Annotated in this window: 12 protein-coding genes; 1 reads left to right on the forward strand and 11 read right to left on the reverse strand. The window is 66.7% G+C overall.

Going from position 1 to position 16,564, the window contains the following annotated elements; genetic code table 11:
- Nucleotides 1-15 precede the first annotated feature (15 nt).
- The 7 genes from HZA32_15065 to HZA32_15095 all read right to left on the reverse strand — a co-directional run bounded on the left by HZA32_15065 (nucleotide 16) and on the right by HZA32_15095 (nucleotide 8,801).
- Nucleotides 16-1,497: a hypothetical protein gene (locus HZA32_15065; protein MBI5425398.1), complete on the reverse strand. Its 1,482-nt coding sequence runs from the start codon at nucleotides 1,495-1,497 to the stop codon at nucleotides 16-18.
- Between the two features lie 156 nt (nucleotides 1,498-1,653).
- Entirely contained in the window at nucleotides 1,654-4,263 is a 2,610-nt protein-coding gene (locus HZA32_15070; GenBank protein ID MBI5425399.1) for a DUF4982 domain-containing protein, read from the reverse strand.
- 61 nt (nucleotides 4,264-4,324) lie between these two features.
- Nucleotides 4,325-4,909 carry a GNAT family N-acetyltransferase gene (locus tag HZA32_15075; protein ID MBI5425400.1) on the reverse strand — a complete coding sequence of 195 codons (585 nt, stop codon included), beginning with the start codon at nucleotides 4,907-4,909 and terminating at the stop codon, nucleotides 4,325-4,327.
- A gap of 427 nt (nucleotides 4,910-5,336) precedes the next feature.
- Nucleotides 5,337-6,047: a response regulator transcription factor gene (locus HZA32_15080; GenBank protein ID MBI5425401.1), complete on the reverse strand. Its 711-nt coding sequence runs from the start codon at nucleotides 6,045-6,047 to the stop codon at nucleotides 5,337-5,339.
- Nucleotides 6,044-7,108, reverse strand: a complete 1,065-nt coding sequence (locus HZA32_15085; protein ID MBI5425402.1) for a response regulator — start codon at nucleotides 7,106-7,108, stop codon at nucleotides 6,044-6,046. Before HZA32_15085 ends, HZA32_15080 begins: the two co-directional genes overlap by 4 nt.
- Nucleotides 7,105-7,548, reverse strand: a complete 444-nt coding sequence (locus HZA32_15090) for a response regulator (protein ID MBI5425403.1) — start codon at nucleotides 7,546-7,548, stop codon at nucleotides 7,105-7,107. The genes HZA32_15085 and HZA32_15090 overlap by 4 nt, the downstream gene beginning before the upstream one ends.
- A gap of 23 nt (nucleotides 7,549-7,571) precedes the next feature.
- Nucleotides 7,572-8,801 carry a PAS domain S-box protein gene (locus tag HZA32_15095; GenBank protein MBI5425404.1) on the reverse strand — a complete coding sequence of 410 codons (1,230 nt, stop codon included), beginning with the start codon at nucleotides 8,799-8,801 and terminating at the stop codon, nucleotides 7,572-7,574.
- A 127-nt stretch (nucleotides 8,802-8,928) separates the two neighbouring features.
- Between HZA32_15095 and HZA32_15100 the strand changes: the two genes are divergently transcribed.
- A complete protein-coding gene (locus HZA32_15100) occupies nucleotides 8,929-9,900 on the forward strand; it encodes a PocR ligand-binding domain-containing protein (GenBank protein MBI5425405.1) in 972 nt (323 codons plus the stop codon).
- A 91-nt stretch (nucleotides 9,901-9,991) separates the two neighbouring features.
- On the opposite strand, the gene HZA32_15105 is transcribed toward HZA32_15100, so the two are convergent.
- From HZA32_15105 to HZA32_15120, 4 genes are read right to left on the reverse strand one after another with little or no spacing between them, the layout of a single operon-like run.
- Entirely contained in the window at nucleotides 9,992-11,785 is a 1,794-nt protein-coding gene (locus tag HZA32_15105) for an ABC transporter ATP-binding protein (GenBank protein MBI5425406.1), read from the reverse strand.
- Nucleotides 11,786-11,812: 27 nt separating this feature from the next.
- A complete protein-coding gene (locus HZA32_15110) occupies nucleotides 11,813-13,948 on the reverse strand; it encodes a glycoside hydrolase family 3 C-terminal domain-containing protein (GenBank protein ID MBI5425407.1) in 2,136 nt (711 codons plus the stop codon).
- Nucleotides 13,948-14,631: a hypothetical protein gene (locus HZA32_15115; protein ID MBI5425408.1), complete on the reverse strand. Its 684-nt coding sequence runs from the start codon at nucleotides 14,629-14,631 to the stop codon at nucleotides 13,948-13,950. Before HZA32_15115 ends, HZA32_15110 begins: the two co-directional genes overlap by 1 nt.
- Nucleotides 14,628-16,562, reverse strand: a complete 1,935-nt coding sequence (locus HZA32_15120) for a glycoside hydrolase family 125 protein (protein MBI5425409.1) — start codon at nucleotides 16,560-16,562, stop codon at nucleotides 14,628-14,630. Before HZA32_15120 ends, HZA32_15115 begins: the two co-directional genes overlap by 4 nt.
- Nucleotides 16,563-16,564: the final 2 nt, after the last annotated feature.

A 16,564-nucleotide genomic window follows, 5' to 3' on the forward strand; every position in this document is an offset into this window, starting at 1 on the left:
CCCGTCCTGCGGGGATCAGTGCGACTCGCTGAAGCTCGTGATGGAGTGCCACTCCAGCACTTCCTGGAGCAACGCGCGTTCCGTCCGCGAAACGACCCGCTCCAAGGTGTTCCACGTCGGCGAATGCGCGAGCTGCGTGCGACCTTCCTCGAGGATCGCGCACATCTCGCGGTAGCGCGCGACCCGCCGTTGCAGATCGTTGATCGAGACGAAGGAGATCAACGCAGCCGCGACCACGGGCAACGTGATCGGGAGAAACGCAAAGACCAATTGCTCCATGCCCTCGGAAAGCAGGTGGAGGTGCAACGTGTGGTCGAGCGCGTAGAGCGCCGTGCAGCCGATCGCGAGCATCGTCGCGACCGCGAATCCGAGACGCAGGCGCTTCAGTTGCGGCAGCGCCTTGCGCTCCTGCTTGCGATAATACGCGAGCTGATCGTCGATGCGGCACTTCAGGTAGGTGGAGCGAAACTCGTCGAGTCCGACCTGCCGCGCGAAGGTCGAGCGGGAGTGCAGGATGTGGAGCGTGCGGGTCAGTTCCCGCATGCCGGTGAGATCGATATCGTTGAACAGCGGGGTCGCCCGTGGCAGGCCCCAGGTGCACAGGGCCGACCGGCAGAACTCCGCCGCGAGACGACAGCGCACCCAGTTGTGGTGCGTGTGATGATGACGGAGGACGGCGGCGACAAAGAGCGCGCCCAGCAAACACATCAGCTTGATCCAAGGCAGGCCTATCCAGTGGAGACCGAAAGCGAGGCCGCTGGCCGCCACCAAGGTGGCCACGACGTGGAGCAGGACCGTGCCGACCGTGAGGAGGCGAAACTGCGGCGAGCCCAGCATCGCCGCGCGGTCGCACTTGAATTGAAACGCGAGCACCTCAGCGGGCGCGCCGAACGGATTGGTGGCCCAGCCCTCGGCGACCGGCGGCAGATTGTTCAACGCCGCGAAGTGCGCGTCCTCGGTCTTGAGCCGGGCGAAATTCTCGCGGCGAACTTCCAGCGTGTTCGCATCGATCAGCACCAACGGCCGGCCGAGATCGCGCGCGTAGGCCACCACTTCCGCCGTGCCGCCCTTGCCGCGCGCCCGCTGGCCGTCCCACACGGCGAGGAGCACGTCCGCACCGTTCACGGTCTCAATGCCGCAATCGAGGTAGGCGTCCTCGCGGGTGCCGTTCTCGGTGATGACCCGCACATGCTCCGCCGCGGAGAGCAGCTCCTCCACCTTTGCCCACTCCAGCGAAGAAAAATCCTTCGCGAACTCCGCGCGCGGCAACGGCAGGATCGCATGCCACGAGCAACCGATCTCGCGCGCCTGTTCCACGAAGAGTTGGTCGCAACCCGCCGCCACCGACGACAGCACGATCCACTCTCCCGCCCCCTCGCTCCGCAACGACCGCAGCACTTCACCGATCACGCGGGCAACACCCTCCGGATTCGGCACCTGCCGATGCCCGGAAAATCCGAGCACGTGAAACAGCGGCAGTTGGGACGGGACGCTCATGGGCGAGGAAGCGCGATAGCACGGCGGCGGCACGGCCGCTGTCAACGGCTAAGCCGCTGCCAGACACGCGCTTTCCTCGAAATCCCGCCGGGGCGCGCCGCACCTACCGCGGCGGCCCCGTGCGCGCGACCGCCGTGGCGGCGCGCGCTCGCAAGATCACTTCGCTTCCAACCGAACTGCCCCGCCTGCCAGACCGGCTGAGGCCACTTGCACGGTGATCCCGCCGCCCGCACCAGCGCGCGCGCGCACGATCGCGAGAGCGAGGCCGTTGAAGGCGTTGCGCTCGGCGCTCGCGAAGACGCGCTGGTCGGTCGGATCGCCGTTGTCGGTCGCGACGAGATCGGCCGCACCGACGACCGAGAATGTCAGCAGCGGCTTCGCGCGCGGCACGACGAGGCCATTCGCGTCGACCACTTCGACCTTCACGAAAGCCAGATCGGTGCCGTCCGCGCGCAACTCGGCACGGTCAACCGTCACGCGCAGCGCCGCGGGAGCGCCGGTCGTGCGTTGCACGGCTTCGGCCCAGAGCTTGCCTCCTTTGTAGGCCACCACCTTCAGCTCGCCGGGCTGATATTTCACGTCGTCCCAACGAAAGCGGTATTCGAGCGCGCCGCGCTGCTTGCGGCCGAGCGACTGGCCATTGAGGAACAGCTCCGCTTCGTCGCCGGATGAGTAGACATGCACCGGCGTCACTTCGCCAACGCGCTCCGGCCAGTTCCAGTGCGGGAGGATGTGCGCCATCGGCAGCTCCGGTCGCCAGCGGGCCTGATAGAGGTAATAGCGGTCCTTCGGAAAACCCGCGAGGTCGACGATGCCGAAATAGCTGCTGCGCGACGGCACACGGATCTTGCCGAGCGCGGCGAGTTCCTTGGCCGCCTTCTCGCGCGCGACCGGATCGGCGAAGTTCAACAGGTTCGTCGCGTCGCTGTCGAAGGGCGTCGGCTCGCCGAGGTAGTCGAAGCCGGTCCACACGAACTCGCCGAGCACGTAGGGATTTTCGTCGAGGGCCTTCCACTCGACGTCCGGCGGCCACGCCCACCACGGCGCATAGAGGTCGTAGCTGCTGACGTGGAAATTCGAGGCGCCGTCGCTCTTCTTGTCCGAGACCGGGAAGAAATACTCGCCGCGCGAACTGATCGTCGAGGCCGTCTCGGATCCCATCATCACGACGTGCGGGTGACGCGCGTGGAGTTTCGCGTATTCGGCGGGTTTGTAGTTGAAGCCCAGCACGTCGACGACGGTCTCGAAGCCGTTGTAGGCGGACGGCGGCTTGTCGCTGCCGACGACGACGGCGCGCGTGCGATCCTCCTCGCGCACGATGGCGGCGAGATGCGCGGCGAGCTTCCAGCCCTCGGCGTCGCCGAGTTCGGGCAGCTCGTTGCCGATGCTCCACTGGATCACGCTCGGGTGATTGCGGTCGCGGCGCACCAGCGCGCGCAGATCGCGCTCGTGCCAATCGTCGAAGAGCCGGCTGTAATCGTCGGCTTTCTTGCCGGCGCGCCACGCATCGGACAGCTCGACCATCACGAGCATGCCCATGCGGTCGGCCAGCTCGAGCAACTCGGGCGCGGGCGGATTGTGGCTCGTGCGAATCGCGTTCGCCCCGAACGACTGGAGAATCTCGATCTGCCGCTCGATCGCCCGCGTGTTCACCGCGGTCCCGAGGGCGCCGAGATCATGATGGAGGCACACTCCGCGAATCGGAATCCGTTCCCCGTTGAGTTTGAACCCGTCCGTCGCGCTGACCGAAAGCGACCTGATGCCAAACGGCGTGCGCACGATGTCCACCACCCGCCCGTCGCGCTCGAGCCGAGTCTCGGCGACATAGCGATTGCGCTCGCGCAAGCTCCAGAGCTTTGGCGCCGCGACGCGCAGCGTGTGCGCGGCGTGCGCTTGGCGGCCGGGTGCGACTGTCGCCGCCTGCGCCTCGGAAACCGCGACCGGGTCGCCGAACGGCTGGCCGTTGGCGTCCGCAGCGAAGAGCCGCACGCTCGCCTGCACGGCGGCGGCCGCGGCGCCCTTGTTATCGAGTGTGATGCCGACGTTCACGAGAGCGTGATCGGGGACGATTTCGGGAGTGGTGACCGTCACGCCCCACTGCGCCACCGCCACCTCCGCCGTCTTCGTCAGCCAGACGTTGCGGTAGATGCCTGCGCCCGGATACCAGCGCGAGGACTCGCGCGGCGGGCTCAGACGGACGGCGACGACGTTCTCCGCGCCGGGTTTCACGAACGGCGTGAGATCCACGCGCCACGACGAGTAACCGTAGGCCCAGCCGCCCGCGATCTGGCCGTTGCACCAAACGAGCGCGTAGGACATCGCGCCGTCGAACTCGAGGTAGACGCGGCGTCCGGCGTCTTCGGCGGGCAGCGCGAATTTCTTCCGATACCAACCGGTGCCCGCCCACGGCAGCTTGCCGGTCGAGCCCGGCAGCTCCTGCACGAATGCGCTTTCGATGCCCCAATCGTGCGGCACATCGATCGCGCGCCAGCCGGAGTCGTCGAACTCGGGCTTGGGAAAATTCAGCCACCAGCCGGAACGCGTCGCGGGCAGCGCGACGCGCGGCGGCGCGTAATTCAGGAGGTGCTCACCGGTCGGCAGCATCCACGCCTTCACCCGCTCGTAGGAGAGCGACTCGCCGGCATCCGGGTCGTCGCCCTTGAAGAATTTCCAACCAGCGTTGAACGAGACGCGCTCGCGTCCCTCCTCCGCCCCGAACATTGCGCCGGCCGCGACCAACGCCACCAACAGGAACACGCGATTCATGCAGGCGCGACACTACGAGCCGCGCCTCGGAGCGCCATCCCGCAATTGCGAGTCGCTTCGGCTAAGCCGCCGGCTGGAGCGCGCGCGGATTCCAGCTGGCGCGGAAGATGGGATGCCCCTCGCACTCGCCGACCCGCACCGGATCGTAACGCTTGATCAACCCGGCGCCGCACGCGCTCCACGCGGTTTGCAGCAGGGATTTCGGGTGAAACACGTCCATCTCCGCCACTGCGCGCTGTAGGAGACGGGTCCCGAGTCCCTGCCCGCGGAACTGCGCGCGCACGGCCACGCTGGTCATGTAGACCGCCGAGCAATCCGCCGAAGACGCCGCGAGGTGCGCGAGCGTCATGCCACCGTCGCGTTCGCCCCGCAACAGGCGCGCCTCGCCCTCGAGATTGAGGGGCACGAGCCAGCAAAAGCCGGCGAGCGAACCTGACTGCTCCATCGCGAGCGACAATCCGCGGGGCGCGACACCGAGCAGCGTCAGGTCGGACTCGAGGGTGCCGAAATCCGCATCGTCGTGAGACGGAAAGTGCTCCGTTTCAATAGAGCGCACCTCGCGGACGGTGGAGAAGGCATCGCGTCCCGATTCGCCGAAAGACAGGATCGAGATTGGCGGGAGAGTGAGAGAAGGAAATGGGATCACGCCGGGGATTTTGGCCGCCACCGCACGGCTCCCCATTGGATAAATGCCGCGAGCCCGCGCTATCACCGGCATTTCGACACACCCCAGAAACACTGCTGAGTGCGCCACTTCCGTGACAGCAGGCACTTGCAAAATGTCATAGCGCGGAACCGGCGACCGCCGCGCCGTTTTGCCTCAATTCCGATGCGCGCTTCCGTCCTCCACGCGTGGTTCGCGAGCACCTTCAAAATGGACGCCGCTCTCGTCCTCCTAGCCGCCCGGAGCAGTGATGCACTGCACCCCGAAGACCGCCGCTAGACCGAGCCAAATCAAGGGGATGACCACCCACGTCGAGAGGACCCACGGAAACGAGTCGCCCGCGGGATGCTTGTGAAGGCTGCGGCGCGATAAAATTTCTCGCAGCCCCCGGAGCGCAACCCTCCGTGCGCTAAGCTCCCGCCTGCGTCTCGACCCAACGCACGGCGTGGCGAACGAGAGCGGTGCCGTCGGAGATGCCGAGCTTGCCCTTGATGTTCGCGCGGTGGACGTCGACGGTCTTGGTGCTGAGGTGCAACTGCGCCGCGATCTCGTGCGTGCCCTTGCCTTGGCCAATCAATTGGAAAACCTCGAACTCGCGGTCGGTGAGCTTCGCGATCGGGGAGCTGGACTGGCGGGGCTGTCCGCCGTGGAGGTTTTCCAGCAAGCGCGCCGAGAGCCGCTGGCTGACATAGATCTCGCCCCGCAACACCTGACGGAGCGCCGCCAGCAGCGCCTCGCCGCCGGCCTCCTTCATGATGTAGCCGCGTGCGCCCGCGCGGAGCATGCGCTCGGCGTAGACAAGTTCGTCGTGCATCGAGATCACGAGGACGGGCAGGCCCGGATGTAGCGCGTGGAGGTCCTTGATGAACTCCGCGCCGCTGCGTCCGGGCATCGTGATGTCGCTTAAGACCAGATCGGGCCGCACGCGCGGCATCGCTTGCAATGCTTCCGCGGGATTGCCCGCCTCGCCCGCGACCACCATGTCGGGCTGCCGGTCGATCAACGCACCCAAACCGGCGCGCATGAACGGATGGTCGTCGACGACGAGGATGCGTTTGCGTTCGCTCGCGGGAGCAGTCGCCGCGGGAGGCGGAGGAGAGTTCTTGCGCGGCGCTTTCATCGCTGGGTCGGCCAGAGACAGGAAATCGCCGTGCCGCCGGCCCGGGAGCGCTTCACTATGAGTTCCGCGCCGATCAAACTCGCGCGGTGGCGCATGAGACCCAAACCGGTCCCGTGCTTTTCGGCGCCTTCGCGTAGACCGACGCCGTCGTCGGCGATCTCCAACGCGATCCGCTCCGTGCGCCGCACGAGGCTCACGCGGATCGTCTTGGCCTGCGCGTGGCGCACCGCGTTGTTCACGGCTTCCTGCGCGATGCGGTAGAGGTGGCCGGCCACGCGCACATCCTCCACCTCGACCGGCTTCTCCGTCAGGAACGCACAGTAGACCCGACCAAGCGCGTTCGTGCGTTCCGCCAACGCCACCAATCCGTGGTGCAACGCTTCGGGCCCCTGCCCGATCGGCACGAGACCGCGCGCGAGAAAGCGGGTCTGCGCAATTGCCTCGCGCAGCATGCCGCTCATTTGGTCGAGGCGCGTCGAAACCATCGGATGAGTGAAGGCCGTGTCCTCCTTCAAAGCGGTGCACATCAGCTCCAGGGCGGTGAGGAGTTGCCCGAGGCCATCGTGAAGGTCGGCCCCGATCGACAACCGCTCGCGTTCGCTGGCGGCCAGCACTTCCGCCTCGAGGCGCACATGCTCGGCGCGGGCGGCGGCGAGGGCGCGATCGCGCGCCACAGAATCGAGCGCACGCTGCGCCACGGCTGGCAGCAGGTCGAGCAGCGCCATGTCCTTCATCACGTAATCGAGCGCGCCGTGTTTCATCACCTCCACGGCGGATTTTTCATCGCCCTGGCCGGTCACGACCACGAAAGGCACACCAAGCCCCGTGGCGCTGTATTTGTTCAGCAGTCCGACGCCCTCGGCGTCACTCAACTTCAGGTCGAGCAACAGCAGATCGTGCGGCTCAGCTTGGAGAATCTCGAACGCCTGGCGGCAACTGGTGGCGGTGCCGACATCGTGACCTTCGGCACGCAACGCCTCGGCCATGAGAATCAGCAGTCCTTCGTCGTCGTCGACGACGAGGATGCGCGCGGGTCCAGAGCCGTGGGAACTGGGACTCACTTGCTCGCAACCGGCGGCACGAGCAGGAGCATCACAAACATGCCCAGCCGACGGATCGCCTCGGTGAACTTGTCGTAATCGACGGGTTTCTGGATGTAGACGCTGCAACCGAGCTGGTGGCAGCGCTCCACTTCGCGGGAATCGTCGGTGGTCGTCAGCATGATCACCGGCAGCTTGCGGAGTTCCGCGTCGGCCTTCAGGCGACGCAGCACCTCGATGCCGTCGACCTTGGGCATGCGAATGTCGAGCAGCACGAGGTAAGTGCCATCGTGACCGCGCACGACATTGCCGTCCCGATCGAAGAAATAATCGAGGATCGCCTGTCCGTCGCGGAAGTGCTGGATGCGATTTTTCAGCCCCGCCATCTCGAGATTTTCGCGGATGAGGATGGCGTGACCTTCGTCGTCTTCGACGATGAGAATAGTAGGAGACTGGTTCATGGCGTGGTCCGGCGGAGCGTGGGTTAGGCCGCCGGCAATGAAACGTGGAAGATGGAACCCTTGTTCACCTCGCTCTCAACCCAAATTCTGCCGGACTGCCGTTCGAGCACGCGCTGCGCGATCGAGAGGCCGAGCCCCTCGCCCGCCGAGTCCGCCGGATTCAAGCGGTGGAAAATCTCGAAAATCTTCGCCTGATGCTCCCGCGCGATGCCGAGACCGTTGTCGGAAACCGTGTAGGTCGCGACGCCATCGGCCACGCGGCCGGAAACCTCGATCAGCAGCGGGCGCTCGGGCGCGCGGTATTTGAGCGCGTTGTCGAGCAGGTTCGCGAAGACTTGGTTGGTCTGCACGCTGTCGCCGAGGCAGCGCGGCAGGATGCCGATGCGAACCTGCGCCTTTGCCTCGTCCAACTGGAACTTCATCGCCGCCGTGATCTCCGAAAGCATCGCGTTCATGTCGAGCGGCCGGACATTTAGCACCACGCGGCCGAGCCGCGAATAGTGGAGCAGACCCGCGAGCAGCGCCTCCATCTTGGCGACGCCGGCGCTGATGAATTTCAGCGCCTGGGGGATCGAGACATCGAGGGGTTTCCGCACCTGCTCGAGCGTGATCTTTCCATCGGTCGATTCCGCCGCGGCGGCGCGGATCTGGTCGCAGGCGCGCGTGAGCTGGCGGCTGAACCCCTGCACGTTCACGAGCGGCGAACGCAGGTCGTGCGAGACCGTATAGACGATCGCCTCCAGCTCCTTGTTCTTCTGCGCCAGGTCGGTGGCGATGCGCTGCAATTCGAGCTCGTCCGCCTTGCGCTGCGTGATGTCGGTGCGGATCGCGATGTATTGGTAGGGCTTCCCGTTGGCGTTGAGGAACGGAAAGATCGTCGTATCGACCCAGTAGAGCGAGCCGTCCTTCGCGCGATTGCGCAACTCCCCGTGCCAGACGTTGCCGTGGGCGATCGTCGACCAGAGGTTTTTGAAAAATTCCTTCGAGTGGTAGCCCGAGTTGATGAGGCGATGGTCCTGCCCGATCAGCTCCTCCCGCGCATATTTCGAAATCGCGCAGAATTTGTCGTTCACGTAGGTGATGCGGCCGGACGGGTCGGTGATCGCGACGATCGAGTGCTCGTCGAGCGCCGCCCGCACATCGCGCAGCTCGCGCGCGGCGTTCACGAGTTCCTCCGGGGACGAAGCCTGATCAGCGGCGAGACGCGCGATCAATTCCTCCCGACTAAGCGTGGAAAAGTCAGGTGTGGACACGCCGCCAAGTTGGGTCGCTCCACGGGCGCTGGCAAGCGGAACGCCGCCGCGATCTAGGGAAATTCTTTAGTGAGTCTTGGCCTAGGTGCCAATTACGCGTCTGCGCACCTTGTGCTATTTTCAACGCATGCAAGCGATCCACGCCGCTCCCGCACTGCCCTTCGTGCCCGCCACGTCCGCCCGCGACTCCGGTCGCAGCGTTGTCCAGCACCTCGAACGCGCCGCCATTTTCCAGGAATACAAGGAGGCGTTCGAAGCCACCACCGGCCTGCCGCTCGCGCTCCGCGCCACAGGCACGTTCAACTCACCGCTGCACGACTCGAAGCGCGTGAACCCGTTCTGCCAGCTCATGGCGGGCCGCAACAAGACCTGCGCGAATTGCCTCGTCGTTCAGCAAAAAGCCGAGGAAGAGGCCCGTAGCGAAGCGAAGACCTTCCAGTGCTTCGCCGGCCTCAGCGAGGCCGCCGTGCCGGTCCGCGTCGGCGAGCAGGTCCTCGGTCACCTTCAGACCGGCCAGGTCCTCCTCCACGCGCCGAGCGCCGCCGGCTTCAAAGCCCTGTCGCGCCAATTCGGCGGCGAGACCTCGCCCAAGAACGTCGAGGCGATCAAGGACGCCTACTTCGGCACCCGCGTGCTCTCGAAGTCGCAATTCGACTCCATCGTGCGCCTGCTGACCGTCTTCTCCCAGCACCTCTCCTCGATCAGCAATCAGGTCATGGTGCAGGAATCCACCGCCGAGTCGCCCGTGGTCGCGAAGGCCCGCGCCTACATCGCCGAGCATTTCAGCGGCGAGATCTCCGTCGGCGAAGTCGCCCGCGCGGTGAACATGAGCACGTTCTACTTCTGCAAGGTCTTCAAGTCGGGCACCGGCCTCACCTTCACCGACTACCTCGCGCGCCTGCGCGTCGAGTCCGTGAAGCAACAGATGCTCAACCCGCACATCCGCGTCAGCGAAGCGGCCTTCGCCGCCGGTTTCCAATCGCTCTCCCAGTTCAACCGCGTCTTCCGCCGCATCGCCGGCGAAAGCCCGAGCGACTACCGCGACCGCGTCGTCGGCAGCACGCCGCATCAAGACGAGCACGGCTCCCGCGCCGCCTGATCGCCCCCGCCGCCGCACGGCGGAGCGAAACTTGCCGGGCAATCGCCGCACGACGCGCGATTGCCCTTTTTCTTTTCCTCGCGCCCGTCGCTCAGGCGCGCAACGCCTGCCCGCGCACCAAGTCCTGAAACAGGCCCGGGCGCGCCACAAGTTCGTCGAACGTCCCATCCTGCGCCACGCGCCCGTCGTCGATCACGAGGATCCGGTCGCAGTTCTTCACCGTCGCCAGCCGGTGGGCGATGAAGATCACCGTCCGCCCGCGGAGGCTCTTCTCGATCACCTCCTGCACCAGCGCCTCGCTGAGCGTGTCGAGCGCGCTCGTCGCCTCGTCGAGCACGAAGCACTGCGGATCCGCCAGCAACGCCCGCGCGATCGCCAGCCGCTGCCGCTGGCCGCCCGACAGAGTCGAGCCGCCCTCGCCGATCTTCGCGTCGAGCCCCCCGGGCATCGCCGCGATGAACTCCCACGCATTGGCGCGCTCGCACGCGCGCCGGATCGCCGCGTCGTCGGCGTTCGGCCGCGCCACGCGGACGTTGTCGCGCACCGTCGTGCGGAAAATGAACGGGTCCTGCGGGACGACGCCGAACTGCCGGCGCAGCTCCGCCGCCTCAAAGCGCCGCAAGTCCACGCCTCCGAGCTTCACTGCGCCCGCCGTCGGGTCGTAGAGCCGCAACAGCAGCTGCGCGATCGTGGTCTTGCCCGCCCCGGATGGTCCCACCAACGCCACGCGCTGCCCGGGAGCGATGCGCAGCGAGAGATCGCGCACGACGGGGCTGTCGCTCTCGTAGCCGAAGCTCACGCGCTCGAACTCGATCTCCGCCTGCGGCGGAATGCCGCGCGTCGGCTCCACCGGATCGGGCGTCGTGCTGGGCGTTTCCAACACCACACCGATGCGCGCCAACGACGCCGCGGCGCCGCCCCAGAACGTGAACGCCTGAAAGATCGCCTGCAGCGGCCACTGGAGCGACACGAACGACGTGAAACACGCCGCCACCACGCCGAGCGAAATGTGCCCGTCGAGATAGCGCCACGTGCACACGCCCATCAGCGCCGCGTAACACACGTAGCCGAAGGTCTCCTGCTTCATCCACTCGACGTGGCTGTTCACATCGCGTTCGTAGGACTTGCGACTGATCATCGCCGCTTGCGCCGCGAAATCCTCCTCCACGCGGTCCTCCATCGCGTAGAGTTTAACCGCCTTGTTGCCGCGCAACAAATCCGCCACGCGCCCGCTCACGTCGCCCTCCGCGCTCTGAAAGTCCGCGCTGATCCGCTGCATTTTCGTCCGCGCATGCAGCATGAACCACACGCTCAGCAACGCCGCCGCCAGCACGACGAGCGCGACCACCCAGTCCCATTGCCAGAACAACAGGAGCAGCGAAATCAGGTTCACGATCGAACCCGGCACCGCCATCGACGTGTGTTGGAAGAACTGCATCACCGACGCCAGCGGCGAGCCGAAGAGGTAGCTGAACAATTCGCCCGAGGAATGCTGGCCGTGGAACCGCAGGCACAGCTGGTTCACGTGCCGGAAAAACTGGCTGCGCAGCGAGAAAACGATCCGCTCGCGCACCCGCGTGATCAGCCGATACCCGATGTGCCAGCACGCCATGCGCAGCAGCACCGTCGCGATCAGGTAGCCGACCGCGAGCCACATCACCCGCCGCCACAGCTCGCCCGGCGCCCCGCGCTGCTCGAGCGCGTCCATGAACCACTTCAAGTAGACGTTCTGCAGCGTCAGGCCGTAGCCATGGATGCCGAGCAACACGATCGAGCCGATCGTCGCCCACTTGTGCTCGAGCAGAACCGGCCAGACATGCTGGCGGAACGCCCGGTTCGCCCGGTCGGGTGCCGCCGCGTCGCTCGTCCGCTCCGTCTCGCTCATGCCGGCACTCAAGACCCAACGCGCCGCTTACGCGAGCACGGTCAGCGCCGCAGCGCGATCGCCGACGAAAACCTGGATTTCCCCCGGTTCGAGCACGCTGCGCCCTGCTGCATCTGGAAACGCAAAATCGCGCCGCGGCTCGATTTCCCAGCGAAAGACCCGCGATTCGCCCGGCGCCAGTTCCGCGGACTCGAAGTGCTTCAGGTCGCGCAAAGGCCGCGTGACGCTCGCCGCCGGATCACGGATGAACCACAGCACATGCTCCCGGCCCGCGCGCGAGCCGGTGTTGGTGACGGTGACTTCCGCCACAACCGTCTCGCCTTCACGCACGCTCGCACGCGACAGCCGAATCTCGCCGTAGCCAAACGTCGTGTAGCTCAGCCCGTGGCCGAACGCGTAGTGCGGCGTCGTTGGCACATCCTGATAAAAGCCCTCCGGGTCGCGCCGCGCACGCGGCCGCATATTGTGATAAAGCGGGATTTGCCCCGTCGTCCGCGGCCAGGTGATCGCGAGCCGACCCGAGGGGTTTGCCTCGCCGAGTAACACGCGCGCGATCGCCGCGCCCGCACGCGAGCCCGGCTGCCAAGCGGCGAGAATCGCGCCGACGCACGGCTCGAGACGGTGCAATTCCACCGGACGGCCCGTCACGAGGACGAGCGCCGTGGGCTTGCCCAGCGCGGCTAACTCAAGGCCAAGCTCCTCCTGCCATCCCGGCAAGCGGATCGAGGAGCGCGACGCGTTCTCGCCGCTCATGGACCACTGCTCGCCCAGACACAGCACGACGAAATCCGCCGCACGCGCCGCCGCCAACGCCGCCGCGAAACCTTCGCGTCCCCCGCCCTCGATGGCGCAACCCGCCACGACAGTGAGCTCCACGCCCGCCGGAAGCCGCGCGCGCAACTCCTCGGCGATGCTCGGCGTCTCATCGCCGCGGCCCTGCTGCGCCCACGATCCGAGCAACGCGCCGCGATCGAGCGCGAGTGGCCCGATCAACGCCACGCGTCGCACGGTCGCCGGCAGCGGCAGGGTGTCACCGTCGTTCTTCAGCAAGACGAGCGAGCGCAAGGCGACTTCCTCGCACAGCGAGAGCTGCGGTGTCGTCGGTGCCGCACCGGTGAGCGCAGTCGGCTCGACGAGGGGCCGCTCGAAAAGACCGATCGCGAACTTCACCCGCAGCACGCGCCGGACCGCCTCGTCCACCACGGCCAGCGGCACGCTCCCGCTGCGCACGAGCGCCGCGAGGTGTCGCCGGTAGAATCCGTCGGCCATGTTCAGGTCCACGCCGGCGGTGAGCGCGAGCGCAGCGGCTTCTTGCTCGGTCGCGGCGTAGCCTTGATTCATCAACTGCAACACGGCGTTCCAGTCCGAGACGACGAGGCCCTCGAAGTTCCAGCGTTCGCGGAGTATCTCCGTCAGCGTTTGCCGATGCGCCGAAGTCGGCACGCCGTTCAGATCGTTGAACGCGCTCATCACCGACAGCGCGCCCGCCCGCACACCCGCTTCGAACGGCGGCAGGTGGCGCTCCCACAGCGCCTGCGGCGAGATTTCCGTCGCGCTGTAGTCGCGCCCGCCCTCGGAGGCGCCGTAGCCGACGTAGTGCTTCAAACACGCGGCGATCGGCACCGGAGCTTCCTGGTAGCCGCGCACAGAGGCCTCGGCGAAACGGCTCGAGGCGAACGGCGACTCGCCGAACGTTTCCGCGACGCGGCCCCAGCGCGGGTCCGTGCAGTGATCGACCATCGGCGCGAACGTCCAATCCACGCCGTGCGCGCGCGCCATCTCCGCGGTCGCCTCGCACGCGCGCCGAACCAGCTCCGGATCCCACGTGCACGCCTGTGCCAGCGGGATCGGCGCGATCGCGCGGTAGCCGTGGATGACGTCGCAACCGAAGATCGCCGGGATGCCGAGCCGGGATTGCTCGACGCACATCCTCTGGAGCGCGTTGCGCGTGGTCAGATCGGCGGTGAGCCCGTTCAGGATGAACGAGCCATAGGTCGGACGAAACTCGTCGGGCCGCTCCGCGATGTTGTTCGGATTGGCGTCGCCGATGCCACACTGGTGCAGCTGGTCGATCTTTTCCTCGAGCGTCATGCGCGCGAGAAGATCCTCGACGCGCGCGGCGACCGGGACCGACGGATCACGGAAAAGAGGAACTTCGCTCATCACTTCACGAACGGCGTGAGCAACTTCGTCCACACGGCGTAGCCGCCCGCGGCCATGTGCAGCCGATCGCTCGTGTAGAGCGATTCGTCGGGGCGGCCGTTCGCGGCCAGCATCGCGGGGTTGGTTTCCACGTAGGCGCGGCGCGGATCGGCGGCGCAAAATTTCGCGAGTGCCGCGTTGGCCGCGACCATCTTGTCCCGAAGCTGCCAGCGCGAGGGCGCGAACTGCAGCGAGACGAACAGGATCTTCGTCGCGGGACGCGCGGCATGGACCTTCGCGCAGAACGCCTCGAAATCTTGCGCGACCTGCTCCGGGGTCTTGCCCGACGCGATATCATTCGTCCCCGCGTAGAACACGATCAGCCGCGGATGATGCGGCAGGATCACTCGGTCGAAGTGCACGATCGAGTCTACGATCTGCGAGCCACCGAAGCCGCGATTGACGACAGGAACCCCGGGAAAGTCCTCCTTGAGCGTCTTCCACAGTCGAATCGACGAACTGCCGGCGAACAACACGCAATCCGGTGCGCTCGGCGCCGCCGCGTCCTGCGCGGCAAAAGCGGCCATGTCTTTCGACCAATCGGCAGACGAGACCGGATCGGCCGCGAGCGCCACGAACGGTGAGACTAGAACCAGAGCCGCGGCAATGGCCGCAAAGCGACGGAGGGCTTTGAACGATTTCATGGATTGGGAGATTTCTGGTGCGCCGGCGCGACGAACTCCTGCCAGAGCGCATCGGCCACGTAACCCGCGGCGGTCGCAAACGCGCGACCGGCCTTGTCCATCCGGCCGGTTCGCGGATCCACGCCTTCAGTGATGATGCCCCCGTCCCACGCGCTCGCGCGCAGGATCTTCAGGGCGTGCTCGCGGCCGCGTTTCAACTGCAGGTGATCCGCCACGCTCCACGACGTCGTGAACGGCACACGATAACTGCCAGGCAGGCCGAACGGCTCGGTCGAATAGGAAAATGGATACGCCGCAGAGTGAAGCCAGTCGTAGGTGCGCGCAAACGTCGGATCGTCCTCGGCCACGAGGCCGACGAGCGGCATCTTCATCTGCGAGCCCGGCGGCACTTCGGTGAAGACGTGCGTGCGGCCATCGGTCGCGCTGGCGAAGATGGGCTCGCGCCCGCCCGGCGGCACCGCCACGCAATGACGCAGGATGGCGGCCTTCAGGGCATCGGCCCGTTGCGCGGCGTCGGTCGATGCGCCGGCATCGCCCAGCGCCGCGTAGAGCGCGCTGAGTTCACGCAGCGCCTGCCACGCGAGCGCGTTGGCATAGGTGATGAAGGGGAGTTTCTGAAATTCATCCTGCGAGTCCTGCAGCGACGAGTAGAGTCCCGTCGTCGCATCGAAACGGCCGAGCAAGCGCTCGCACAGCGCCTTGATCGCCACGCGATGTCCGGTGACGAACGCGAGGTCGCGAGTTTGCCGCCAATAGCGGCCGAGCGCGACCAGCGGCGCCACGGCCTCGTCGAGTTGGAAACCGTCCTCGAGCACCGAGCCATCGATGTAGCGGCTGTGCGTGCCGGTGTTCCGCAGTTGCGTCGTGAGCGCGTAGTCGAGCGCGTCGCGCGCGAGCGCCGGATCGATGTCGAGCAGGCCGGGGAACGACCACAGCATCGCGTCGCGGTCCCAATACGCCGCCGAAACGTAGTAGCGCGGGCTCCGCGAGGTGATCCCGACGAGTTGCTCCGTATCGAGCGTCCGTCCCCACGCGTAGAGGGCGGTGAACAGCAGATTGCGGTTCATCAGCAGATCGAGGTCCGCCTGGCCGGTCGTGCCGGTGCGCGCGCGGCACCAGGCGGCCGCGCGACCCATCACGCCGTCAACGCCGTCGCGTTCGGTGTTTTCGCGCAGCACGCGCGCGGCGTGCACGGCGCTGTTCTCCTCGAGTCCCACGCTGAGAAAGAAGATCGCCTCCACCGTCGCGCCGGGTGGGACCGTGAATTCTCGCATCGCGTCGATGCCGGGCGCGCCTTTCCCGGCACCCGGGTTCGGCTGCACGCGCGCTCTCGGGGCGTTCAAGGCCCAGGCGAAAAGCGTGTCGTGCGTGATGAAACTGAACATCGACGTATCGCCCGTGGAAAATTCCCGCGAGCCGCGCAGCGCCACGGGGGCGTAGGTGACGCGATTCAACGCGCCCCAGGAGGTGCGCACGCCGAGGTGAGCGGCGACCGGCTGAGTCCGCCGGTTCGTGAGCGTCAATCGGATCATCGCCGCGCGCGCACCGGGCGGCACGCAGTAAGTGAGCGTGCGTTCGAGTCCGTCGGCGGCGAGTCGCGCCGTCGGAATCCAATACTCGATCAGCTCCCACTGCGGCGCGCGAAACGGCAGCGGTTGTCCGTCGACTTCGAAATACGGCTGGAGCGCCGGCGCGCCGCCCTCGCCCACCACTTCCAAGAGACCGCGATCGCGCATCGAGAGCACATTGAAGCTGTCGAGCGCTCCGTCGGCCGCGCGAATCGTCGGGAGCGAGATCAGTTCGTTGCCGGTTGGCAGGACGTCGTCCGGCCCCAGCGCGATCGCGAAGCGCCGTGGCTCGTCCGCGCCTGCGCAACCGAGCGCGAGGGCCAGTCCGACCCACGCGACGGCGATGGCGCGGCGGAGCGGCATCG

Source organism: Opitutia bacterium, assembly GCA_016217545.1.
Classification (GTDB): Bacteria; Verrucomicrobiota; Verrucomicrobiia; order Opitutales; family Opitutaceae; genus Didemnitutus.

What these genes read in the sequence shown, in the direction of transcription:
- HZA32_15105 (MBI5425406.1), bottom strand. Translation starts at nt 11,785, where the DNA reads ATGAGCGAGACGGAGCGGACGAGCGACGCGGCGGCACCCGACCGGGCG.
- HZA32_15120 (MBI5425409.1), bottom strand. Translation starts at nt 16,562, where the DNA reads ATGCCGCTCCGCCGCGCCATCGCCGTCGCGTGGGTCGGACTGGCCCTC.
- HZA32_15080 (MBI5425401.1), bottom strand. Translation starts at nt 6,047, where the DNA reads ATGAAAGCGCCGCGCAAGAACTCTCCTCCGCCTCCCGCGGCGACTGCT.
- HZA32_15100 (MBI5425405.1), top strand. Translation starts at nt 8,929, where the DNA reads ATGCAAGCGATCCACGCCGCTCCCGCACTGCCCTTCGTGCCCGCCACG.
- HZA32_15065 (MBI5425398.1), bottom strand. Translation starts at nt 1,497, where the DNA reads ATGAGCGTCCCGTCCCAACTGCCGCTGTTTCACGTGCTCGGATTTTCC.
- HZA32_15110 (MBI5425407.1), bottom strand. Translation starts at nt 13,948, where the DNA reads ATGAGCGAAGTTCCTCTTTTCCGTGATCCGTCGGTCCCGGTCGCCGCG.
- HZA32_15090 (MBI5425403.1), bottom strand. Translation starts at nt 7,548, where the DNA reads ATGAACCAGTCTCCTACTATTCTCATCGTCGAAGACGACGAAGGTCAC.
- HZA32_15070 (MBI5425399.1), bottom strand. Translation starts at nt 4,263, where the DNA reads ATGAATCGCGTGTTCCTGTTGGTGGCGTTGGTCGCGGCCGGCGCAATG.
- HZA32_15115 (MBI5425408.1), bottom strand. Translation starts at nt 14,631, where the DNA reads ATGAAATCGTTCAAAGCCCTCCGTCGCTTTGCGGCCATTGCCGCGGCT.